Source organism: Prochlorococcus sp. MIT 0603, from assembly GCF_000760215.1.
GTDB lineage: Bacteria > Cyanobacteriota > Cyanobacteriia > PCC-6307 > Cyanobiaceae > Prochlorococcus_E.
Genome location: NZ_JNAW01000002.1, coordinates 1 through 21,742, shown reverse-complemented (window position 1 = coordinate 21,742; position 21,742 = coordinate 1). Strand labels below are relative to the sequence as shown.

Below are 21,742 nucleotides of genomic sequence, written 5' to 3'. Positions count from 1 at the left end.
AAGGATTTATCTCACATTTCTCTGCTCTTTTGAGCAGCAAGCACAACAGCCTCAATAAGAGCCGAACGAACTCCCTCTTTCTCTAGATGCCTAATGGCTCTGATAGTGGTGCCTGCAGGTGAAGCGACCATGTCTTTTAATTGCCCAGGGTGCAATCCCTTTTGTTTTAGCAACAAAGCAGTTCCTTCAAGAGTTGAGTGAGTTAAATTATCCGCCAGATCCCTAGGCAAACCTGCTGCTACAGCACCATCAGCCAATGCTTCTGATATCAGTGCTAAGTATGCTGGACCAGAAGAAGTCAATGCCAGGAAAGCGTCCAATTGATCCTCAGGCAACTCACATATTTCACTAACTGGCTCAAAAAGGCCCTTAACTATTTGTTTCTGCTCAGAAGAAACTTCTTTTCCCCATGAAAGACCAGTCAGGCCTGCACCTACAAGTGCTGGCGCATTAGGCACTGCTCTCACACATGCATGGGACGGGAACAATACTTGCAATCTCTCCAACTTTACTCCAGCCAAAATTGAAATCAACAAAGGTTTCTCTCCTCGAATGGAGTCGCACCTAGAAGAAACCTTTTCATGGATTTGGGTTAATTGTTGAGGCTTAACTGCCAAGATTTTTACTGGTGAATCCCATACCAAATCTGCTTTTGGATTATGGGAATCAACAACTTCCAAATCATTTGGGAAATGCTCTAATACCCTACTTACTGTTCCAGGCTGACCAACAACACCTAATACTTCTTGTGGTTTAAAAGCACCCTTTTCCAACAAACTTGTAAGAATAACTTGAGCCATTCGCCCTAATCCAATTACCGCTAGCGACAAAGACACGTGAATCTTAAATCGCTGTCGCTGCTATAGAAGTAGAAGCACCCCAAGCAGGTTCTGGAGCGCTTACGGTGTCTACTGAAGAAGATTCATGCTCCTTGTCATTCACATTGGAAGGAGAAGGTTCTTCTTCAAATGAATTTGTAACCGCAACACAACTTGGTGCGAAAAGGAAAATACTTTCGCCTACTCGTTCTTGATGACCATCAATCGCAAAAGTTCCTCCAGCAACAAAATCAACTGCCCTTTGAGCCTGATCTGGCTCCATCATGGTTAAATTCAAGATAACAGTTTTTCTTTCTCTTAAAGCCTGTATTGCTTTAGGCATTTCATCAAAACTTCTTGGCTCCATAAGACTAACTTCTGCCGTCGCTGTTGATATCCCCGGCATGCCAACAACTTTAGAAGAAGCACCTCTATTGTTGAAAGGATTGGAATCTGAAAGAGGTGCTAAACCACTTGAATACCTTCCTCCTTGATTGCTCGAATCAAAATCTTCGCCAGCATCATAGTCGAGCTCATCAAAATCACCATCTAAATAGTCGTCACCAGCAACAACTGCTCTAAGACGTGAAATAAGTGACACCAGCTAATTCCTCTCTGAATGATTTTGGGCTGTTTAGGTTAATGCCTGGTTTTAATCAGGTTATTAGACCTTTAAAAGGAAGAAATCTATCCTTAATTACCTAAATAACGTTATTTACAGGTAGGGGCAAGGTTTTTAATTGCTTTTATTTATATCTCGCCGCAATTGAGCTCAAACCCTATGCCTATCACCAAACAAGAAAGTGCCTAACCTAATCCAAGTGGCGCCTGCGTCCACAGCATCTTCCCAATCTCTACTCATCCCCATTGAACAATCTTGCAACTTCAATTTATCTGCTAAAAGTCTGCATTCCCTGAAAAGGATCTTTCTCTCTGTTCGATCAAGATTAAGGGGAGCAATCGTCATTACTCCTAATAAATTGATATTGGGTAATTGAACAAATTCTTCAAAGACATCCAAAAGCTCATTAGAGCTAAAACCAAATTTAGTTGGGTCCTGTCTTAATTTAATTTGAGCCATGACTCTAGGAACCTTATGTTCCTCTCCGGCAATTCTTGAAATGCGTTTGGCTAATTTCAAGGAATCAACAGAATGTATTACATTAAAATTTTTGACCACTTGACGAACTTTATTTGCTTGCAAGCTTCCAATAAAATGCCAATTAATCTCTTTCAAATCATCTAACATCTCCACTTTTGGGAGAGCCTCTTGGACTCTACTTTCTCCAAAATCAACTTGCCCCTGAGAAGCAAGCCATTTAATAGCACTAACAGATTGTCCCTTGCTAACAGCAAGTAAATTCACCCCACTAGGCAACTTATCGCGAAACTCTGTGAGATTCATTAAAAGCTAGAGAGCCACCTAAAGGAAAGTCTGCTTAAACAACGTCTGCCAAACTTCTAAGTCTGGAGATCTATTCTTTCTGCAACGAGACACATTTAAATCTGCATAATGGCGGGCATCCATATATGGAATCACTTCAAACTCAGCCCCTCTTGCCTGCAAGGTTACTAAAAAAAACATCTTCTGCGCATATAAAGTTGCATATATATCTCTACCTTCTCCAGCAGGAGCAACTAAATAAAGCATCCCAAAAGTAGGATGATTGAGATAAGACTCAGAAGTAGAGCTCAATTTTTAATTAGAAAGTTATTTCGTTCATCTAGGATACTTGCAACTTGAGAAAAATCTAAATGATTTTTGATATCAATAAATAAAATGCTTCTCCAAACAGATTAAAAACTCACCTTCAAGTTTAAAAGTCTCACAACTATCCATATTTTTTACGTAATAATATACTTAGAAGGAGTCCAAACAAGGAAATTAGGTTTAAAAAAGCAGTTCTTTTACGAATAAGGTTCTTAGGCTTAAATAAAGCTGGGCTTAAAAGAATACCACCATTTCTTATTAGCAGAGCATCTGCACCTTGCTCTGCTCTTAATAAAATGTTAACTAGTAGTCTTTCGCCTATAGAAAGAACTAATCCAATAGATTTTTTAAATCCAAGTTTTCTAAAATCTACCGCTCTATTTACAATAGATCTTATTAAATTCTGAAACTCTTCTTGGACTAAAGGAATAAAGCGAAATGCAAGGAGCAATTGAAAACTTATTCTGTCTAGAGGAAAGCCTACAAAGCCAATTGGCCTTAAATACCATCTCAGAGTCCACATTAAATCTTCCGGGGAAGTTGTTAGAAGCATCAAATTAACGCTATGCACAACAGTAAAAATCAATGTTGAAGTCTTAATACCTAATTCAGCTGAAGACCTATCAATTGCAAATGGACCTAAAGATATTTTCCAAATAGCTATTGGACCAATACTAATTACATCCCAAGAACTTCCTAATGCAATTGCATTAGGAAGTTCTTGGGATGATCTAACTGTTAACTCTAAAGCTGCTTGATTTGTTGGTAGTAAAATGGCCAATAGGCCAAAAAAGGATGATAGGAGACCTAAGAAAAAGAGTGACCTCCAGACGATTCTTGTAGGTAAGGCACCACAAAAAGTAATCAGCAAAAGCGCTGCCAATAATCCTATTCTCCAAGAAGAACCGGCAAGGACCGGTGAAATTAAAAACATCAAAACCCATGCAAATTTCAACCTTGGATCAAGGCTCCTTAACCAACCTGACCTACCCGATACATATTGACCAATAGGAAAATTTCTTAAAAGATCCATACTTATGAATTTAACTTTTCTTGGCGCCTCAAATCTTTTTCAACTTCTCTTTGCTGCTTCCCTCTCCAAAAAAGCTTCAAAGGAGTTCCTTCGAAACCTAGCCCCTCTCGTAATTGCCGTTCTAGATATCTTCTATAAGAATCTCCAAAAAGCTTAGGTTGATTTACAAAAAGTGTAAATGTAGGGGGAGAGCTTGCAACTTGAGTTGCGTAATAAAGGCGTCCCTGCCGCCCACCTCGACTAGTAGGAGGACTACGCCAACTCAAAGCTTCAGAAACCACCTCATTAACAACTGAGGTTGAAACTCTCCGTCTATGTTGCTCCACTGCTAAAGAAGCAAGATGAAATATAGAGGTTACTCTTTGGCCAGTAAGAGCAGAAGTAAATAACATCTGTGCCCAATCCAAAAAATACAACTTGGAACGCAGCTCTTTTTCCATTAATGGCAATGTGTAAGTATCTTTCTCAACCGCATCCCATTTGTTTACAACTATCAAGCACGCGCGTCCTTCTTCCTCAATCCTTCCAGCAAGACGTTGATCTTGCTCTGTCACGCCATCTAATGCATCAATAACCAAAAGGCAAATGTCACTTCTACCAATCGCTTTAAAGCTACGGTTAATTCCAAAATATTCAGGACCATAGTTAACACTCTTACGTCTACGGATACCGGCCGTATCTAATAACTTCCAATTTCTGCCTTCTTTATATAAGGATGTATCTATGGTGTCACGCGTAGTACCTCGAACCGAACTTACTATTGCTCTATTCTCACCGCATATTGCATTTAGCAGACTTGACTTGCCTACATTTGGTCTCCCTATAATTGCTAGCTCTATAGGCTCATCTTCAGCTTGAGTCAAATCATGAAGTGGCAGTAAAGAAATCAAGCTGTCCAACAATTCGCCAGTACCAGCACCATGAATAGCTGAAACAGGATAAGGCTGACCGAGTCCTAATCTCCAAAATTCGCCGGCCATAGCCAGGCCAAGGTCAGGCGATTCGCATTTATTAACAGCTAAAAGGGTTTTACATTTATAACTTCTAAGCCACGCAGCTATCGCCTCATCTGAAGCCGTAAGGCCCTCTTGACCATCAACTATAACTAAAGCAATAGCAGCTTCTGAAAGAGCCAAATTCACTTGTTCTCTAATCTCAGGCAAGAACTCAGTCTCATCATCAAAAACCAATCCACCTGTATCGACTACTTTAAATTCTCTATCTGCCCAAAAACCATCTTGATAGCTACGATCTCTAGTAACACCTGGTTGATCATGAACTATTGCATCTCTACTTCGGCATAACCTATTAGCCAAAGTTGACTTGCCAACATTAGGCCGTCCAATTATGGCGACAATAGGCTTCGCCATTTTCTCCTAAACATAATTCTTTATTGACAATACTTATGAATAGAGAAATTAACCAACTTTTGAGGAGAGGAAAGCAAAGGAAACTTAATTACTTGAAAATAGTTTTTTAATAATGCACTATAAATTTCATTTTTAAGGCAAAAAATTCATTCGATCTTAGGGTCGCCAGGATGACCAGATATTGGGTTCTCAGGGATAGCACTCAAAGGAGGTAACGGACCTTCATGAATCAATTCATCATTTCTTAGCAAGCTCCATGCTAAAAGCCAATTAACAGCAGTAGCTCTTCGTGTTCTCCTTGGGTACAAATCTTCAACCTTGTATCCTTTGAAACCCAAGCAATTTTTCAACGATTGCTTGTACTCTCTTGGTATTGATCGAGTTAAATGAATAGAAGCTGATCTTCTAGCTATCACCTGAGGGGCTTCTGGAAACTTTTCACTCCAATAAAGAGGAGTGTTTGGACCTGCATAAAAACGTTCCAATTCATCACTGGAAGGCTTGTAATCTAGCCTTTCCCAAATCAATTTACAAACAAAAGAATCGCTAATTCTATCTGAAAGGATTGTTAAATACAATTCTCTGCTAAGTGGCCATAAATCATTCATGATTGAAATGATTTCTTATAAGGAAATCGACGTTTGTGAATAATGAAAATAGTCTAAAAAGAAGCAACTTAAGAATTAATGATGACCACTTGAATCTGAACCAAATACTAAAAAGCGCAGCCTTTTCTAACAATTAACAACGAAAAATAATTAGCATCCTCAATAGAGATTTCCTGAGCATTAAGAATTACTTGATCAGAGAAACCTACTCTTTGTGCAAATACACTATTAGACAACAAGCCTTTTTCTTGCAAAACTTTTCTAACCCATAGCCATCTTTTCCCTAATTTAATCAATACAAGTACTTTCTTAGAATTAATAACATCATCTAATAGCATTTCCAAATCTATTACTATATCTGGGGCTGGGCATACTAAAAGCTGTTCTTTTTGCAATGATAATGGAACTTTTGCAATCGCAGCAGCAGCATTAAAGGAGGAAACACCAGGGATTACTTTTACAGAGCAAAAAGGGTATTTTAATTTGACTAAATTCAATACATAAGCACTCGTAGCATATAAAGATGGGTCACCTTGGCAAAGCAATGCAACCTGCTCTCCATTCCTAACTTCCTCAGCTAATTTAAAGCTAGCTTCCTCCCATGCAGATTGTAAGAGCTCATCTTCTTGAACCATTGGGAAAACAATTGGGAGGCATTTTTTTTCTTTAATTAATTCAGATGCGATTTCACCAGCGATACTTTTTTCACCTATTTTTGTTACTGGATAAGCAACTAAACTTGCATTATTAATCGCTTCAACCGCTGCAATGGTCATAAGGGAGGGATCACCAGGTCCTACACCCACAAAAGTCAAGCCTGACTGAAAATTTAGATGATTTTTAAATGGCATTACAAAAAATCATCTCTAACTATGCATTCTTGGCTCAGGATGCAGAACAGATAGAATATTTGATTCAATTTCTGCTAATTCACTTAATCTAGCAATTACCACTGATTTATCGAAACGCTCCACAGACAAGTTCCAATAAAGACAGAAGTGTCTGGCCTCACTTTGAAGTAATTCGCTGTATAAATCTCTCAACTCAGAATCTGGGCTATGTAATGCAAGCAAATTCATCCTTTCATGACTCCTTGCTTCAATCAAACCGGAGACAAGAAAGCTATCCAGCATTCTATAAGGCTCTTCTTTCCTAACGCTCCTTGCCAAGATGCCTCCATAAGGTGGCGCTGGCAAGGGCTCTAAATATCTGCCCCTAGCATGCAAGATATGAATAACCCTTTCAAAATGCTCCAGTTCTTCTCTTGCTAATGGACTTAAAACTTCAGCTAAACCTGGCTCACATAAATATCTAAACATCATCTGAATAGCCGCACCAGCTGCTTTCCTTTCACAATTCGCATGATCTATTAAAACTTCTATAGGGTGAGAAACAGCTTGTCGAACCCAACTGATATTAGAGGGATTAATAAGCCACTTGATCTTTGAAGAAGTCTTTTCTGGCGATCTAATTAGTTTCATTGCTTTTAATACTTGTTTTTGTTCTCTTCAGAAAATCCAGCATCCCTTCAAATGCCAATTGGTAACTCATGGCCCCAAAACCACTAATTATTCCAATCGCTCGATCAGCTAATAATGATTTCTGCCGAAAAGATTCTCTTGCATAAGTATTGCTTAAATGCAATTCCACATAAGGAATTTCTGCACTTAACAATGCATCTCTCAAAGCAACCGAAGTATGAGTATAAGCCCCTGCATTGATCATAATCGCATCTACTTTTCCAATAGCCTTCTGGATTCGATCAACTAACTCACCTTCAGAATTACTCTGAAAGCTTTCTAAATCTATCCCTTCTTGCTGAGCTTTCTTTTGAAGTTCAGACTCTATCGACTGAAGGGTATCTGGACCATAAATCGAAGGCTCCCTTTTCCCTAGAAGGTTAAGGTTTGGTCCATTGATAAGCAAAAAATGAATCAACGCTTTTAGTACTAGTACTACACAAATCGTATCGACTAAGAATCAAACGCCCAACATATTCGAGAAATTAAGTCGCTTTAACTGGTAATGTCCTTGAGTGGTTAGAGGGTCGGTGCCCGAGTGGTTAATGGGGGCGGACTGTAAATCCGCTGGCTCTGCCTACGTTGGTTCAAATCCAACCCGGCCCACCTTCCACAAGCCCTTGTAGCTCAGCGGTAGAGCACTCCCTTGGTAAGGGAGAGGTCTCGGGTTCAAGTCCCGACGAGGGCACTAGCCCAGACCTCTTCTAAGAGAAACTATTTCAGGCACTAGGGGTTCTTGATATCTAAAAGTGGACGTCCACTTTTAAGTCCAGTTTTGCTCTGTTGATCATTCTTGCTTGATGCATCTGACCTGATGCAATTCAAGAAATGGCAACCATTAGAAGGAGCGGCAAAGGCTGGCAAGCATTAATTCGAAAGAAGCAGATGTTCACGTATTTGCAGGTTATGAATACTCTTTTTTCGCTAATTCCAAGGAGTTAAACTTACAAATAAACTCCCAGTCCTATGGACAAGTAAAGAAAAAGAAGCTCGATATTTACGGGTCGATGTTAAGTGCAAATATAGATTTAATTAATGACGATATATCTAAGGAAATAGAAGATTTTTTAATATGCAATACTGACTAAGAGGGAAGCTATATGTGAGATATATTAAAATTAAAAAAATCAAGAATTAATTACTATAATTCTAATAGGTTTAATAAGTCCTAACTATTTTTCAATTACACATCCTTAGTCCATTCGACAAGCTATACATTTGCAACTAAAATATATAACATTTCAGGGTGACAATAATTATAGATATTCAAATTGAACATGGATTGGTTGCTTTTAGAACAAGCCACTCTAAAAAATGATAAGCCTAGCGAAAAGACTTGGGAAAGAATATAAATATTCGATTATTTATTGGCGATGGTTCTTAAAACATTAATTGTATTAGCTCCTGTTTTCATAGCTGCTGCATCAACAATCTTTTGGCTTTCATATTGGGGTGTTTTTAAATGGAATAATGAAACGTTACCAGGCGTACCATCTTTAGAGAACTATCAGGATTGGGAGGATAGCGGCATAATTCCTGACAATAGGCCTAAAGGAGGATACCCAGTATTTACGGTTAGGACTCTTGCAGTCAATGCCTTAGGCATCCCAACAGTGTTTTTCCTTGGAGCAATATTTGCAATGCAATTTATAAGGAGAGGTCTGATTAGTGCGTAGCTAATTAAACAATTACCATGGCAAGTTCCGATCAAATAATATTCTTGATGATATCCATTACAGCCTGTTTATGGATATCAATAGAGTTAACAGGTGTTTTGCTTTACTCATAAATTACTTATATAGTCAAGCAGTTAATATAAAAATTGCAACATTAATCAGAAAATAATAGCACTTAAAAATGAAGTATATTATTGGCCAGATTGATAAACATGAGGTTTATTTATTTTGAAATCAATAGGATAATAAACGAATAATCAATAAAATTAATTCATGGAAATCTCGTCTACAAATCCATCACCTTACATTTTAATAGGAGTAATCCTTACTATGCTATTTGGCTCAGTAGCTTATGGAATGTATAACTCTTTTGGTTCTGGAGCACATAGACTTACAGATTCAATAGATGAGCATGCTCGAATGCATGAACTGGGAATTGCTCATACCCATGGCGACAAATAAAAATGAATTTTTTAAATTCATCATATTTAAATCAAATAACAGAAGCGTCTGATTTTCTAAATGTAGATATTAATATTATCTCATTTATTTTAATTCTAAGCACTGCATTTATACTAGGATTCACATGGCTAATAGTATTTTTAAGTATAAATAATAGCGCTTTCGCCAGAAACTAGTTTAATCTTGAGAAGGAGATTATTTGATTTTGAAATTGTCAATTTAATTGCATTAAAGGTCATTATCTGCGATCTTTAAGAAAAGAGAACAAATATTATGAATATTGGCTTAGATAAATCAAATTACCAATGCAGAGATTGTATATATACATACAAGCCTGATCGTGGAGACCCATCACAAGCAATACCAGCAGGTACTCCTTTTGAAAAGCTGCCTGATAGTTGGGTATGCCCAATTTGCAAGGCAAGAAAATTTAGATTTAAAGCTAAAGATTGTTAAACAATTAGCTATTGCAAATTTTAATTCTATAGAATAAAAAATCTATATTCGAAATATTTATCTAAGACGTTTAGATCTAGTCGCTTTATTAATGAAAATATTTAAGAATCCCAATCCAAATATTGAAATAACACAAGCTATAAATACCAGTAAATAGTTCCCATTAAGAACCTGAACTTGACCATTTAAAATTTCCTTTAGGCTATTCAGTCCTTTTAATGTATATCCACCTGCAACAAATGGAGCATCTGAAATTATTATACTTAAGACTAATGCAGGCATGAATTTTCTCCAAGGAACCTTAGTTAGGCCAACTGCATAGCAAACAAAATCAAAGAATTGAGTCATTAAGCAACCTGTCATTAAAAAGAAATTACCTTCAAGATATTTGCTACTAAAGCTCTCTACTTTTTGCATTTGTCTAAAACCTAATATCTTTCTCACAAATCCTCTACCTAAGCTTCTTGCAAGGAAAAACGAACAGGAGCAAGAAATAAGGTCTGCAACAAAAATAAGTAACAAGCCAATTTCAAAGCCATATAAATATCCTGCTATGACAGAGCAATAAGTACCTGGAAGAATTGGAATAAGGATACTCAAAGACCTCAATAAGAAGATCAAAAATGCTGCTAAAAAACTTATTCTTCCTATACTCTCTTGAGTATTTAAAATTAGATTGTTGATCTGATTAATATCAAATACTTTATTAGTGAAAATCAATAATAATATCAAGCCTGCTCCAAATAAATATCTGGCAGCTGATTTATTTTTAAAGGTCTCTATCATGAATATATTATATTGAAGAAGGAGATTTTAGATAGATTTAAGAGATAAGTAGCTATTTGAATTTTACATATTCTAAAAGATTAGTCAGGAAACAATGCTCTTAGAAGAGATTGGCGAGTCATTTCCGTTAGGAGGGATTATTTTAATTTTATTGAATTCAGAGTTAATTGAAAAGAACCTTTGATTTAATAGTAATTGGTGGCGGAGCCGCAGGTTTTATGGCTGCTATAACAGCAGCTGAGCATGGAATCCATTCAGTATGTTTACTAGAAGCAACTTCAAAAACTCTAGAAAAAGTACGTCTTAGCGGTGGTGGTCGATGTAATATCACTAATGCATGCTGGGAACCAAGGGATTTAGTTGAGCATTACCCTAGGGGGCAGAAAGAATTACTCGGTCCTTTCAGCCGCTTTGCTGCAGGTGATGCTATGACTTGGTTTTCTGAAAAAGGTTTGGATTTAGAAATCGAAATAGATGGACGCATATTCCCGAAATCAAATTCATCTCTTGAAGTAATCAAATGCCTAAAGAGTGCTGCACTTTTAGCAGGGGTTCAATGCTTCACGAATTCAAAGGTTGAATCAGTTAAAAAAAATTCGGATGAAAAGTTTCAATTAGAATGCAGAAATAATGTATCTTTTAATTCAAAAAAGATTTTAATCGCCACAGGAGGAGGGCCAAGTGGCAAAAAAATAGCCGCCCAGCTAGGTCATAAGACTATTCCTTCAGTTCCATCACTATTTAGCCTTCAGCTAAACACACTTTGGTTAAAGACTTGTGCAGGTATTGCTGTAAATGAAGTAAATGTATCTCTTGTCTGTAATGGCAAATTATTTGAGCAATCTGGGAGCATGTTAATTACACATTGGGGGCTCAGTGGACCAGTTATTCTAAAACTTTCTGCATTTGCTGCACTCGATCTAAATAGTGATAAATATAAATCAAAGCTATACATAGGCTGGTCGAATAATGATATAGAAACAACTAAAAGAATATTGAAAAAACATAGGTATAAGTATGCTTCCTACACTCTAAAAAGACACAAGCCTTTTAATAATATTCCTAATAGAATATGGTTAGCATTATTAAAAAGTCTAAAAATCGAAGATCAAATCAGATGGGCAGATCTATCAAAATTACAAGAAGAAAATCTATGTCAAAACTTAGCTAAAAATCTTCATATAGTAAAAGGTAAAGGTCCATTTGGAGAAGAGTTTGTGACTGCTGGAGGAATAAATTTAAAAGAAGTTTATTTGAAATCTATGGAAAGTCGTATATGTAAAAATCTCTATTTCGCTGGGGAAATACTGAATATTGATGGCGTAACTGGTGGTTTTAATTTTCAACATTGCTGGACCAGTGGTTGGATTGCAGGCAAGGCAATTGCAGGGATAAGTTAAATACTTTAAGGTATCATTCTAGATATTATAAGTTATTAAATCCTCATCATGTTACAAGACCCATATTTGATCGCACTTGCATTAATTGAGCAAAGCGGGAAAAGAGCTATGCCCCTTGGAGGTCGTTCAATTAAAGAATTCATTGATTTGGGCTCGAACCCAGGAAAAACAGGAGAGAAACTCATCAATGACTTGCTTTTAAGAGTATTCCAAAAGAGTGAAACAGGGTCTTTGCGAAGAGTGAATTCTGATGAAAGTCTTCTCTTGATTCAGATCCCAATGCTTGTCATGCAAGAGAAAATCCCTTTAATAAAGAAACAATGGATGGAATCCGGAGATAGTCAAAAGTTCATAGCTGAACTTCATATAATCTGTGGAGGCATATGGAAAGCACTTTTCACCAGAGAAGAAGGCTTGTATTTCTTAAGGATCGAGTAAAAATCTTATTGCTGATGAAAAAGAAGTTCACAGCAACTTTAAAGATGATTCTTTGATCTCAGTATTGGCCTTTGACTACAGTCAAAGGCGGTATAGAATAACTCATTTAAGTTACAAAAAGGTCCGAAATGTCTATGTTATTTTCAAGTAAATAAATTTAAGCTAATTAATAGGTAAAGCTAATAGAATGATTTGAAGAGTATTCTCTTAAGTATTGTCAATATCTTGTAGAATTTCATTGAATACTTTAATGGAATAAAATCTCTTTGGATATCTTTGATTTTCATTTTTTCTTTGAATCTTAAATAAGGATGTCCTTTCAAGCTCTTAATTTACTAAAATCATTTTTATAAGCTTTGGATCTAAAAGAACTCAACATAAAAAGGTTCCGAGAGAAAGTTCTCTCAGGAGAAACCAGACCTGAGAGATGGCGAAGGATTCAACTGGAAAAAGTTAAAGAACTTATTTCTAAGAACGAGCAGGAAATAATTAAAGCGCTAGCCGACGATTTAGGAAAACCATCGACAGAAGCGTTGTTTGAGATCATTGCACTCAAACAAGAGTTAAAAATAGCCAATAAAAACCTCTCAAATTGGATGATGCCTAAAAGGATAGATATTCCTATTTGGCTTAAACCAGGACACGCAAAGTTAATCAGTGAGCCTTTAGGCTGTGTTCTAATAATCGGTCCATGGAATTATCCATTCATGTTGACATTACAGCCTCTAGTATCTGCATTGGCTGCTGGAAATACTGCCATTATTAAACCTTCAGAATATGCACCTGCAACATCTGATTTAATAGAAAAGCTAGTTTCACAGCATTTCGAAAATGATGTAGTAAAAGTTGTTCAAGGAGATGGAGAGTTTGCAGAAAAGCTATTAATTGAAAAGTTTGATCATATTTTCTTCACAGGTGGAGGAGAAATAGGAAGAAAGGTAATGAGCTCAGCTGCAAGGCACCTCACACCAGTAACACTAGAATTAGGCGGAAGGAATCCTGCGATAATCTTATCCGGAGCAAATATAGATGTAACCGCAAAAAGAATTGTATGGGGGAAAAGTTTAAACTCTGGTCAAACTTGCCTGGCACCAAATCATCTATTTGTACAAAAAGAGTTAAAAGATATATTAATTCAAAAAATCAAAGATTATATAAAATCTTTTTATGGTGAGAATCCGGAGGATTCTAAAGAAATATCAAATATAAATATTAGACAGTTTGACAAGATCACTAGATTAATTGAAACTGCAAGGTCAGAGAGAAAGATAATTAGTGGAGGAAAGATTAATCATTTAAAAAGAAAGGTATCTCCTACAATAATCAATGTTCAAAATATTGAAGACCCGATTATTTCAGATGAAATCTTCGGTCCCATCATACCTATTATAACTATTAACAATTTAAATGATGCTATTAAAATTATACAAAAGGCTGAAAAGCCTCTTGCAATATATATGTTTGGAGGAAGCGATGAAGAACAGAGAAGGCTTGAAAAGCAAACAAGTTCTGGCGGTATTTGCTTTAATGATGTAATCATACAAGCTGGAATACCAGAGCTACCTTTTGGAGGAGTCGGGACAAGTGGGACAGGCTACTATCATGGAAAGGCAGGCTTCAAAACATTCTCACATACGAAGTCAATCTTAAGCCGGCCATTTTGGTTAGACCTGAAATTCCGCTACCCTCCTTACAAAATTGATGTTTCTTTGATAAAGAATCTATTCAGGTAATAAAGAAATAAATTATATTAAAATAGAATAGATAGGTTAATTGATATTTTATGATAGAAAGATCTCCAGTCATTCTGCTAACTATGAGAAGTTATGGGATAATATTATTTATTATATCTTTCATGTCAACACATCATTTAGAGGCAAAGGGTTTAAAGGGAAAATCTGACATTAATTGCCTAACAGAATTATTTAGTCATAATATTAATTCAAAATCAAGTAATCATAAAAGCAATATATATCATTCAAGTAGTTTAATGGCTAATAAAGAAGTCAGGGTTGGCGAAGACAAGAATGATTTTCAGCTTAAACCATACATAGTTAAAAGAGGTGATACACTGACTGGCCTTTCTAGACTATATGGAATCAATAAAAATTATCTAATCAGAATTAACAATATTAAAAACCCAAATGTTCTATATCCAGGACAATTAATAATGCTATACGATTCTAAAGTTAACCCTAGATTTCATATAGTTCAAAAAGGTGAAACTTTATATAAGATTTCTCAATACTATAATGTTGATTTGGTTACTCTTAGGAATAACAACAATATATTAGAAAAAAGCACTATCAAGCCAGGTCAAAGAATAATTATTCTAAGTGATCCGGTAAATGCATTAACAGAGATTAACAGCAGTTTAAGCAATTCAAATCTTGAATACTTAAATGAAAAATATTATTTAGATCAAATTAACGATGGTTTATCTGAATGGCGCAATTATGGCTCCTTAAAAGTAAATTGGTCTAGCTGGAAGAAATATAAAGCTAATAGCATTGGCTTAGCTAAAAATAAGAATGGAGATCCAATATTACTAGCTATAAACTGCAATTCAACCAGTATTAACTGGAAAATTCCTAGCAAGGAATGGGATAGATGGTTTACTCCAGCCAATAATTATGAATTTAAATTGATAGAAGATCTATGCGAGAATGCAAATTAAATTAAAAGGGGAAATCAAGCTAATTCAATTACATCAGGAGGTTCTATTTTGTCAGCATCCTCTTCAACTACTTGCAACCTAATTTTTTTTCCTCCATATAGCTCTCCTAAAGAGACTCTCATAGTTGAACCACTTAGAGTTTGAAGCGCTTTAAGAACATCCCTTAAATAAGGAGTGCTACTACCGCTCTCAACCCATAATCTGTCATGCAAATCATTCAACTTTCTCCAAGAAGTATGGAATCTTAGGACAGATGCTTCAATATTTTTTGCTTGCGAAAAAGCATCGACTAACAGACTCAATGCGCCAATTCTCTGAGCTTCTTTTGTTGCCTGTTCTACATTCAACTCTTTTCTCTGTAAAGCTCTCAATGCTAGTGATGCATCATTTGTCTTCCCAATGAATCTTGCCGTAGAGGTAATCTCCTTAATCGATTGTATGTCTGGGGTATCCTTTAACACACTTCGCAGGTCATCTTGTATATCATCAGGGAGCTTAGACAACTCTTTAGCTAGCGGTGCAACGATTTTAGGGGGCAGAAGATTATCTTGAGTCCTTTGCCGAATCTCCTCTGGCAAGCATAGACTTGTAGCCGAAGTAAATTCATCAGCCAATCTTCTGACTTCCTTGCGCGTAATCTCATTCCCTTTATTTGCAGCTTCTACGACCATCTGCTGGACTTCAGGAGAAGATTGAGCTGTTTCTATAAAAGATCGTCTTGAGAAATTATTTACACTTTTCTCATCAAGAGTCCCTTCTAAAATAAGCTCATCGGCTGACTCTGCTAATTGAATAAGGGCATAGCCTCTTGTTTTACTTATATCCATCTCTCTAAGCCATTGAAGGAATCCTGCACCTCTGCCTTCTCCGCCGCGCTTCTCTTTATCCCTTACTACACGTAATATCTTCCCTCTCCAAATATCTGTATGAAGATCAAATTTTTCACATATAAACCATGCCTCTTGAAGACGTTCTAAAAATTCAATCGAACTAATATCGTCCTTATCTGGATCAGGTAAATCCAACTGAAGAGCTAAAGGGTCAGGGGAAAGTATTGTGGTCACATCAAGATAGCAAAGCTTATTTTATTAAAGGAATAGTAGAAAGGGGCGACATTCTGTGACGCTAAAGCCAATTTTTACTTATCCCACGATAGTCTTATTATTGAAATAACAGCATAAAAACAATGGCTATTTCAAGAGGCGACATGGTTAGAGTCAAAAGACCCGAATCATATTGGTTCAACGAAGTAGGTAAAGTAGCTTCCGTTGATACTTCTGGCATCAAGTATCCTGTCGTAGTTCGTTTTGAGAAGGTAAACTATGCCGCATTTAGCGGTGTTGATGGTGGAAACAACACCAATAACTTTGCAGAAAACGAGCTAGAAGCTGTTTAACTTTTTGCCTGAACTTCCTGAAGTCGAGACTGTAAAAAGGGGTCTAGAAAACCACTTAGAAAAATTCCTTATAAAAGATATAGAAGTATTATCAGAGAGGTCTATCTCTAGTGATGGAGGCTCAAAAGTATTAATAAATGCAATGGTGGGGTTAGTTATTGGGGATTGGCGCAGAAGAGGCAAATATTTAATTTCTAGCCTTCATAATCAAGACATTCAAAACAATTTTTGTGGCTGGTGGGTTATTCATTTAAGAATGACAGGCCAATTTCAATGGTTTACATCTAAGCATAAAACCTGCCCTCATACACGAGTTAGACTATTAGGGCAGAACGAGTCTGAGCTTAGATTTGTAGATACACGGAACTTTGGCCAAATGTGGTGGATTCCAAATGGGATCTCTCCCGAAGAAAAGATAAGGGGTTTAAAAAGGCTTGGTCCTGAACCATTTAGCAAAGATTTTAATCCTACATATCTGCAAAATGAATTAAAAAATAGAACACGTTCAATAAAAGCTTCTCTTTTAGATCAAGCTACATTGGCCGGAATTGGAAATATATATGCTGATGAAAGCCTATTCGAAGCTGGCATTATTCCAACAAAGGAATCAAATCAACTTACTAAGTATGAGATTGAAAAGTTATATGCCTCTCTTTTCAGGGTATTAAAAATAAGTATTGGTAAAGGAGGGACAACATTTAAAGATTTTAGAGACCTAAAAGGGGTTAATGGAAATTATGGCGGTCAAGCATGGGTTTATGGAAGAGGGAATAAATCATGCAGAAAATGTGGAACAACAATTATCAAGAAGAAAATCTTAGGGAGAGGGACCCACTGGTGTCCTAATTGTCAAAAATAAAGCCCATCCCTTTAAAGGATGGGCTTAAAAGTTATTGTTCTAGTTAGGAAATTATTGAAAAATGTTTTACCTGGCATTGAGCTATTTTCTCAGGGGGCTTCCCCCCAAATATCGTCGCCGCTGACGCATTTCACAACCGAGTTCGGGATGGATCGGAGTGGGGCTACATCGCAATGAACACCAGGAAAACATTTTCATGTTCAAGGTTTGAGCCTTGAGAACTGCATAGGTTATTAAAGAAATATGCTAAAAAACAAAGATTAATTTTGTTAGATGAAGAAGTAGGTCAAGCCCTCGGTCTATTAGTACTCCTCCGCTGCACCTGTTACCAGGCTTCCACGTAGAGCCTATCAACGGGTGTTCTTCCCGTGACCTTACTGGCTTATGCCATGGGAATACTCATCTTGAGGTGGGCTTCCCACTTAGATGCTTTCAGCGGTTATCCACTCCGCACATGGCTACCCAGCGTTTACCGTTGGCACGATAACTGGCACACCAGAGGTGCGTTCCTCCCGGTCCTCTCGTACTAGGGAGAAATCCTCTCAATATTCCTGCGCGTACACCGGATATGGACCGAACTGTCTCACGACGTTCTGAACCCAGCTCGCGTACCGCTTTAATGGGCGAACAGCCCAACCCTTGGGACCGACTTCAGCCCCAGGTTGCGATGAGCCGACATCGAGGTGCCAAACCTCCCCGTCGATGTGAACTCTTGGGGGAGATCAGCCTGTTATCCCTAGAGTAACTTTTATCCGTTGAGCGACGGCCCTTCCACTCAGAACCGTCGGATCACTAAAACCGACTTTCGTCCCTGTTCGACTTGTAGGTCTCACAGTCAAGCTCCCTTCTGCTTTTGCACTCAACGACTGATTTCCAACCAGCCTGAGGGAACCTTTGTACGCCTCCGTTACCTTTTAGGAGGCGACCGCCCCAGTCAAACTGCCCAGCAGATACTGTCCGCTTCCCGGATAACGGGTAAGCGTTAGAACCCTAGCTCTGAAAGAGTGGTATCTCACCATTGACTCAATAATGCCCACAAGCACTATTTCATAGTCTCCCACCTATCCTGCGCATTCAGAGCCCGAGACCAATATCAACCTACAGTAAAGCTTCATAGGGTCTTTCTGTCCGGGTGTACGTAGTCCGCATCTTCACAGACAATTCTATTTCGCCGAGCCTCTCTCCGAGACAGCGCCCAAATCGTTACGCCTTTCGTGCGGGTCGGAACTTACCCGACAAGGAATTTCGCTACCTTAGGACCGTTATAGTTACGGCCGCCGTTCACCGGGGCTTCAGTCGCTAGCTTTGCTTACGCTAACCGGCTTCCTTAACCTTCCGGCACTGGGCAGGCGTCAGCCCCCATACATCGTCTTGCGACTTAGCGGAGACCTGTGTTTTTGGTAAACAGTCGCTTGGGCCTCTTCACTGCGGCCAGCTCTCGCTGGCACCCCTTCTCCCGAAGTTACGGGGCCATTTTGCCGAGTTCCTTAGAGAGAGTTATCTCGCGCCCCTTAGTATTCTCTACCACCCCACCTGTGTCGGTTTCGGGTACAGGCAGTTATGCCTTAACGGGTATAGGGCTTTTCTTGGAAGCATGACATCACCAACTTCGTTGCCGTAGCAACTCGTACTCACGCCTTAGCTCAGAACGTTTTCTCCGTTCCTCAAAGCCTTGAACGCTTGAACCAGTAACCAACATCTGGATTGGCTAGCCTTCTCCGTCCCCCTTCCCAAAACATAACCGGTACAGGAATGTTGACCTGTTATCCATCGACTACGCCTTTCGGCCTCGCCTTAGGTCCAGACTAACCCTCCGCGGACGAGCCTGCCGGAGGAACCCTTAGGGTTTCGGGGCATGGGATTCTCACCCATGTTTTCGCTACTCAAGCCGACATTCTCACTTCAATGCAGTCCACGCCCGCTTACGCTAACGCTTCACCCCACATAGAACGCTCCCCTACCATTTACAAGTAAATCCGCAGCTTCGGTACAACACTTAGCCCCGTTCATTTTCGGCGCAGGATCGCTCGACCAGTGAGCTATTACGCACTCCTTTGAGGATGGCTGCTTCTAAGCAAACCTCCTGGTTGTCTAAGCAATCCCACCTCCTTTATCACTTAGTGCTGATTTTGGGACCTTAGCTGGCGGTCTGGGCTGTTTCCCTTTCGAGTGTGGAGCTTATCCCCCACAGTCTGACTGCCTAGTTACACACAGGGTATTCAGAGTTCATATCGATTTGGTACCGCTTTCGCAGCCCGCACCGAAATGGTGGCTTTACCCCCCTGCTGGAGCACTAGACGCTACGCCTCAACGTATTTCGGGGAGAACCAGCTAGCTCCTGGTTCGATTGGCATTTCACCCCTAACCACAGCTCATCCGCTGATTTTTCAACATCAGTCGGTTCGGACCTCCACTTGGTATCACCCAAGCTTCATCCTGGCCATGGTTAGATCACCAGGGTTCGGGTCTATAAACACTGACAAACGCCCTATTAAGACTCGCTTTCGCTATGGCTCCACCATTCCCGGTTTAACCCGCCAGTGCCTATAAGTCGCCGGCTCATTCTTCAACAGGCACACGGTCACCCGATTAGTCGGGCTCCCATTGCTTGTAAGCTCACGGTTTCATGTTCTATTTCACTCCCCTCCCGGGGTTCTTTTCACCTTTCCCTCGCGGTACTGTTTCACTATCGGTCACACAGTAGTACTTAGCCTTACGAGGTGGTCCTCGTAGATTCACACGGAATTCCACGTGCTCCGTGCTACTCGGGATACAGCTAGGCCAACTCTCCTTTCGATTACGGGGCTTTCACCCTCTATGGCGCGCCATTCAAACGCTTCTTCTAGGTTCATTGGTCCACGTTGCTGTCCCACAACCCCGACAATCGAAATTGTCGGTTTGGGCTTTTCCCCGTTCGCTCGCCGCTACTTAGGGAGTCGTTTTTACTTTCCTTTCCTCCAGCTACTAAGATGTTTCAGTTCGCTGGGTTGGCTCGTTCCAGCCTATATATTCAGCTGGTCGTATTAAGGGTTGCCCCATTCGGAAATTCCCGGATCAAAGCGTGCTTCCAGCTCCCCGAGACTTATCGCAGGTAACTACGTCCTTCATCGCCTCTGTGTGCCAAGGTATCCACCGTGAGCCCTTTGTAGCTTGACCATTAAAATCTATTAACTTACTAATATAATTAGTTAATCACATACATATAAAAGTAGTGAATAAGCAATAGATGTTTTGCTCTAACTCAAGAATTAAACATAGATATCTAATAAAAGATTTCCATGCATCTATGAGATGCTTTGTTTTCTAGTTTTTCCTATGCAGTTGTCAAGGTTCTACTGAATCAAACTGTTAATCTTTAGAAAAACAGAGAGCCCAGCGTCTTATCAGCCTAAAAGAAATGAAAGGAGTGATAGGAAGCTAGGTTCATTCAGATGAACAACATCTAAATCACATTAAACAAAAGACAATCTCCAAAACGAGTTATCAGGTAGATGATCAGTGGAGGTAAGCGGACTCGAACCGCTGACATCCTGCTTGCAAAGCAGGCGCTCTACCAACTGAGCTATACCCCCAACTACGAATGGGCCATCCTGGACTTGAACCAGGGACCTCACCCTTATCAGGGGTGCGCTCTAACCGCCTGAGCTAATAGCCCAGGAGAAAGTTTGTTGGGTGTGACCTAGACAAGTTTAGGAACTGAAATCAACTATGAAAGATAGATTTCTCATTTTTCAGTAATTAATCTGAGGTACCGATCGACCTAAGGTGACAGGATTACGGCCTAAATTTAAATCAGACATCATAATCAGTTTTTGTCTCCCTGTTAGGAGGTGATCCAGCCGCACCTTCCGGTACGGCTACCTTGTTACGACTTCACCCCAGTCATCAGCCCCACCTTCGGCGTCCTCCTCCACAAGGGTTGGAGTAACGACTTCGGGCATGGCCAACTTCCATGGTGTGACGGGCGGTGTGTACAAGGCCCGGGAACGTATTCACCGCAGTATGCTGACCTGCGATTACTAGCGATTCCTGCTTCACGTAGGCGAGTTGCAGCCTACGATCTGAACTGAGCCACGGTTTATGGGATTTGCTTGCCCTCGCGAGTTTGCTGCCCTTTGTCCGTAGCATTGTAGTACGTGTGTAGCCCAGGATGTAAGGGGCATGATGACTTGACGTCATCCACACCTTCCTCCGGTTTATCACCGGCGGTCTTTCTAGAGTGCCCAACTAAATGCTGGCAACTAAAAACGTGGGTTGCGCTCGTTGCGGGACTTAACCCAACATCTCACGACACGAGCTGACGACAGCCATGCACCACCTGTCACTGCGTTCCCGAAGGCACCCTCAAATTTCTAAGAGGTTCGCAGGATGTCAAATCCTGGTAAGGTTCTTCGCGTTGCATCGAATTAAACCACATACTCCACCGCTTGTGCGGGCCCCCGTCAATTCCTTTGAGTTTCACACTTGCGTGCGTACTCCCCAGGCGGAACACTTAACGCGTTAGCTACGACACCGAGGGGGTCGATTCCCCC

Annotated in this window: 21 protein-coding genes, 4 tRNA genes and 3 rRNA genes; 11 read left to right on the top strand and 17 right to left on the bottom strand. The window is 39.4% G+C overall.

Annotation, left to right across the window (positions count from 1 at the left end; translation table 11 throughout):
• Positions 1 to 11: 11 nt before the first annotated feature.
• From proC to aroQ, 10 genes are all read right to left on the bottom strand, one after another.
• On the bottom strand, positions 12 to 836 hold the full coding sequence (gene proC / locus EV07_RS01860) for a pyrroline-5-carboxylate reductase (RefSeq protein WP_072013305.1): 825 nt from the start codon (positions 834 to 836) through the stop codon (positions 12 to 14).
• A gap of 7 nt (positions 837 to 843) precedes the next feature.
• On the bottom strand, positions 844 to 1,419 hold the full coding sequence (locus EV07_RS01855) for a cell division protein SepF (RefSeq protein ID WP_036916860.1): 576 nt from the start codon (positions 1,417 to 1,419) through the stop codon (positions 844 to 846).
• A 171-nt stretch (positions 1,420 to 1,590) separates the two neighbouring features.
• Positions 1,591 to 2,223 (bottom strand): YggS family pyridoxal phosphate-dependent enzyme, encoded by a 633-nt coding sequence (locus tag EV07_RS01850; RefSeq protein ID WP_036916859.1) that lies wholly within the window; start codon positions 2,221 to 2,223, stop codon positions 1,591 to 1,593.
• A gap of 18 nt (positions 2,224 to 2,241) precedes the next feature.
• Positions 2,242 to 2,514: a PipX family protein gene (locus EV07_RS01845; protein ID WP_036916857.1), complete on the bottom strand. Its 273-nt coding sequence runs from the start codon at positions 2,512 to 2,514 to the stop codon at positions 2,242 to 2,244.
• A 136-nt stretch (positions 2,515 to 2,650) separates the two neighbouring features.
• Complete coding sequence (locus EV07_RS01840; protein ID WP_036916856.1) at positions 2,651 to 3,562, bottom strand: energy-coupling factor transporter transmembrane component T family protein; 912 nt, start codon at positions 3,560 to 3,562, stop codon at positions 2,651 to 2,653.
• Positions 3,563 to 3,564: 2 nt separating this feature from the next.
• Positions 3,565 to 4,932 (bottom strand): ribosome biogenesis GTPase Der, encoded by a 1,368-nt coding sequence (der, locus tag EV07_RS01835; protein WP_036916854.1) that lies wholly within the window; start codon positions 4,930 to 4,932, stop codon positions 3,565 to 3,567.
• Positions 4,933 to 5,078: 146 nt separating this feature from the next.
• A complete protein-coding gene (locus EV07_RS01830) occupies positions 5,079 to 5,540 on the bottom strand; it encodes a DUF1823 family protein (RefSeq protein ID WP_036916852.1) in 462 nt (153 codons plus the stop codon).
• A gap of 107 nt (positions 5,541 to 5,647) precedes the next feature.
• Positions 5,648 to 6,391, bottom strand: coding sequence for a precorrin-2 C(20)-methyltransferase (cobI, locus tag EV07_RS01825; RefSeq protein ID WP_052043785.1), 744 nt, complete (start codon positions 6,389 to 6,391; stop codon positions 5,648 to 5,650).
• A gap of 15 nt (positions 6,392 to 6,406) precedes the next feature.
• Positions 6,407 to 7,021, bottom strand: a complete 615-nt coding sequence (gene miaE / locus EV07_RS01820) for a tRNA-(ms[2]io[6]A)-hydroxylase (RefSeq protein WP_036916851.1) — start codon at positions 7,019 to 7,021, stop codon at positions 6,407 to 6,409.
• Positions 7,008 to 7,475, bottom strand: coding sequence for a type II 3-dehydroquinate dehydratase (gene aroQ, locus EV07_RS01815; protein WP_036918109.1), 468 nt, complete (start codon positions 7,473 to 7,475; stop codon positions 7,008 to 7,010). Before aroQ ends, miaE begins: the two co-directional genes overlap by 14 nt.
• Before the next feature lie 109 nt (positions 7,476 to 7,584).
• Here aroQ and EV07_RS01810 point away from each other — a divergent pair.
• The 5 genes from EV07_RS01810 to EV07_RS01790 all read left to right on the top strand — a co-directional run bounded on the left by EV07_RS01810 (position 7,585) and on the right by EV07_RS01790 (position 9,654).
• A tRNA-Tyr gene (locus EV07_RS01810) sits at positions 7,585 to 7,666 on the top strand.
• Between the two features lie 10 nt (positions 7,667 to 7,676).
• Positions 7,677 to 7,748 (top strand) — tRNA-Thr (locus tag EV07_RS01805).
• Positions 7,749 to 8,433: 685 nt separating this feature from the next.
• On the top strand, positions 8,434 to 8,736 hold the full coding sequence (gene psbF / locus EV07_RS09330; protein WP_072013304.1) for a cytochrome b559 subunit beta, long form: 303 nt from the start codon (positions 8,434 to 8,436) through the stop codon (positions 8,734 to 8,736).
• 273 nt (positions 8,737 to 9,009) lie between these two features.
• The gene (locus EV07_RS10175; RefSeq protein ID WP_036916850.1) at positions 9,010 to 9,198 is read left to right on the top strand and encodes a photosystem II reaction center protein PsbN; all 189 of its coding nucleotides are present in this window, start codon (positions 9,010 to 9,012) and stop codon (positions 9,196 to 9,198) included.
• A gap of 273 nt (positions 9,199 to 9,471) precedes the next feature.
• Positions 9,472 to 9,654 (top strand): rubredoxin, encoded by a 183-nt coding sequence (locus EV07_RS01790; protein WP_036916848.1) that lies wholly within the window; start codon positions 9,472 to 9,474, stop codon positions 9,652 to 9,654.
• 57 nt (positions 9,655 to 9,711) lie between these two features.
• Here EV07_RS01790 and EV07_RS01785 read toward each other — a convergent pair whose 3' ends face one another.
• Positions 9,712 to 10,440 (bottom strand): TVP38/TMEM64 family protein, encoded by a 729-nt coding sequence (locus EV07_RS01785; protein WP_081936923.1) that lies wholly within the window; start codon positions 10,438 to 10,440, stop codon positions 9,712 to 9,714.
• 167 nt (positions 10,441 to 10,607) lie between these two features.
• Here EV07_RS01785 and EV07_RS01780 point away from each other — a divergent pair, with 167 nt between their 5' ends.
• The 4 genes from EV07_RS01780 (at position 10,608) to EV07_RS01765 (ending at position 14,955) form a co-directional block, all read left to right on the top strand.
• Positions 10,608 to 11,840 carry an NAD(P)/FAD-dependent oxidoreductase gene (locus EV07_RS01780; protein ID WP_036916845.1) on the top strand — a complete coding sequence of 411 codons (1,233 nt, stop codon included), beginning with the start codon at positions 10,608 to 10,610 and terminating at the stop codon, positions 11,838 to 11,840.
• A 48-nt stretch (positions 11,841 to 11,888) separates the two neighbouring features.
• Complete coding sequence (locus EV07_RS01775; protein ID WP_036916844.1) at positions 11,889 to 12,278, top strand: hypothetical protein; 390 nt, start codon at positions 11,889 to 11,891, stop codon at positions 12,276 to 12,278.
• Between the two features lie 356 nt (positions 12,279 to 12,634).
• Positions 12,635 to 14,011, top strand: a complete 1,377-nt coding sequence (locus EV07_RS01770; RefSeq protein WP_036916841.1) for an aldehyde dehydrogenase family protein — start codon at positions 12,635 to 12,637, stop codon at positions 14,009 to 14,011.
• A 122-nt stretch (positions 14,012 to 14,133) separates the two neighbouring features.
• Complete coding sequence (locus EV07_RS01765) at positions 14,134 to 14,955, top strand: LysM peptidoglycan-binding domain-containing protein (protein WP_036916838.1); 822 nt, start codon at positions 14,134 to 14,136, stop codon at positions 14,953 to 14,955.
• A gap of 14 nt (positions 14,956 to 14,969) precedes the next feature.
• Here EV07_RS01765 and EV07_RS01760 read toward each other — a convergent pair whose 3' ends face one another.
• Positions 14,970 to 16,019, bottom strand: coding sequence for a hypothetical protein (locus EV07_RS01760; RefSeq protein ID WP_036916836.1), 1,050 nt, complete (start codon positions 16,017 to 16,019; stop codon positions 14,970 to 14,972).
• A gap of 122 nt (positions 16,020 to 16,141) precedes the next feature.
• On the opposite strand from EV07_RS01760, the gene EV07_RS01755 reads away from it, so the two are divergent.
• On the top strand, positions 16,142 to 16,351 hold the full coding sequence (locus EV07_RS01755) for a photosystem I reaction center subunit IV (protein ID WP_036916833.1): 210 nt from the start codon (positions 16,142 to 16,144) through the stop codon (positions 16,349 to 16,351).
• Between the two features lie 4 nt (positions 16,352 to 16,355).
• Complete coding sequence (locus EV07_RS01750) at positions 16,356 to 17,210, top strand: DNA-formamidopyrimidine glycosylase (protein WP_036916831.1); 855 nt, start codon at positions 16,356 to 16,358, stop codon at positions 17,208 to 17,210.
• A gap of 68 nt (positions 17,211 to 17,278) precedes the next feature.
• On the opposite strand, the gene rrf is transcribed toward EV07_RS01750, so the two are convergent.
• The 5 genes from rrf to EV07_RS01725 all read right to left on the bottom strand — a co-directional run.
• Positions 17,279 to 17,395, bottom strand: a 5S ribosomal RNA gene (gene rrf / locus EV07_RS01745).
• 97 nt (positions 17,396 to 17,492) lie between these two features.
• Positions 17,493 to 20,366 (bottom strand): 23S ribosomal RNA (locus EV07_RS01740).
• Between the two features lie 343 nt (positions 20,367 to 20,709).
• Positions 20,710 to 20,782: transfer RNA gene (locus EV07_RS01735), tRNA-Ala, on the bottom strand.
• A gap of 9 nt (positions 20,783 to 20,791) precedes the next feature.
• Positions 20,792 to 20,865: transfer RNA gene (locus EV07_RS01730), tRNA-Ile, on the bottom strand.
• Positions 20,866 to 21,033: 168 nt separating this feature from the next.
• Positions 21,034 to 21,742, bottom strand: a 16S ribosomal RNA gene (locus EV07_RS01725); the annotation flags it as partial.

Coding starts and splice junctions, on each gene's coding strand:
- EV07_RS01850 (WP_036916859.1), bottom strand. CDS start 2,223: ATGAATCTCACAGAGTTTCGCGATAAGTTGCCTAGTGGGGTGAATTTA.
- EV07_RS01840 (WP_036916856.1), bottom strand. CDS start 3,562: ATGGATCTTTTAAGAAATTTTCCTATTGGTCAATATGTATCGGGTAGG.
- der (WP_036916854.1), bottom strand. CDS start 4,932: ATGGCGAAGCCTATTGTCGCCATAATTGGACGGCCTAATGTTGGCAAG.
- EV07_RS01830 (WP_036916852.1), bottom strand. CDS start 5,540: ATGAATGATTTATGGCCACTTAGCAGAGAATTGTATTTAACAATCCTT.
- cobI (WP_052043785.1), bottom strand. CDS start 6,391: ATGCCATTTAAAAATCATCTAAATTTTCAGTCAGGCTTGACTTTTGTG.
- miaE (WP_036916851.1), bottom strand. CDS start 7,021: ATGAAACTAATTAGATCGCCAGAAAAGACTTCTTCAAAGATCAAGTGG.
- psbF (WP_072013304.1), top strand. CDS start 8,434: ATGGTTCTTAAAACATTAATTGTATTAGCTCCTGTTTTCATAGCTGCT.
- EV07_RS10175 (WP_036916850.1), top strand. CDS start 9,010: ATGGAAATCTCGTCTACAAATCCATCACCTTACATTTTAATAGGAGTA.
- EV07_RS01790 (WP_036916848.1), top strand. CDS start 9,472: ATGAATATTGGCTTAGATAAATCAAATTACCAATGCAGAGATTGTATA.
- EV07_RS01785 (WP_081936923.1), bottom strand. CDS start 10,440: ATGATAGAGACCTTTAAAAATAAATCAGCTGCCAGATATTTATTTGGA.
- EV07_RS01775 (WP_036916844.1), top strand. CDS start 11,889: ATGTTACAAGACCCATATTTGATCGCACTTGCATTAATTGAGCAAAGC.
- EV07_RS01765 (WP_036916838.1), top strand. CDS start 14,134: ATGTCAACACATCATTTAGAGGCAAAGGGTTTAAAGGGAAAATCTGAC.
- EV07_RS01755 (WP_036916833.1), top strand. CDS start 16,142: ATGGCTATTTCAAGAGGCGACATGGTTAGAGTCAAAAGACCCGAATCA.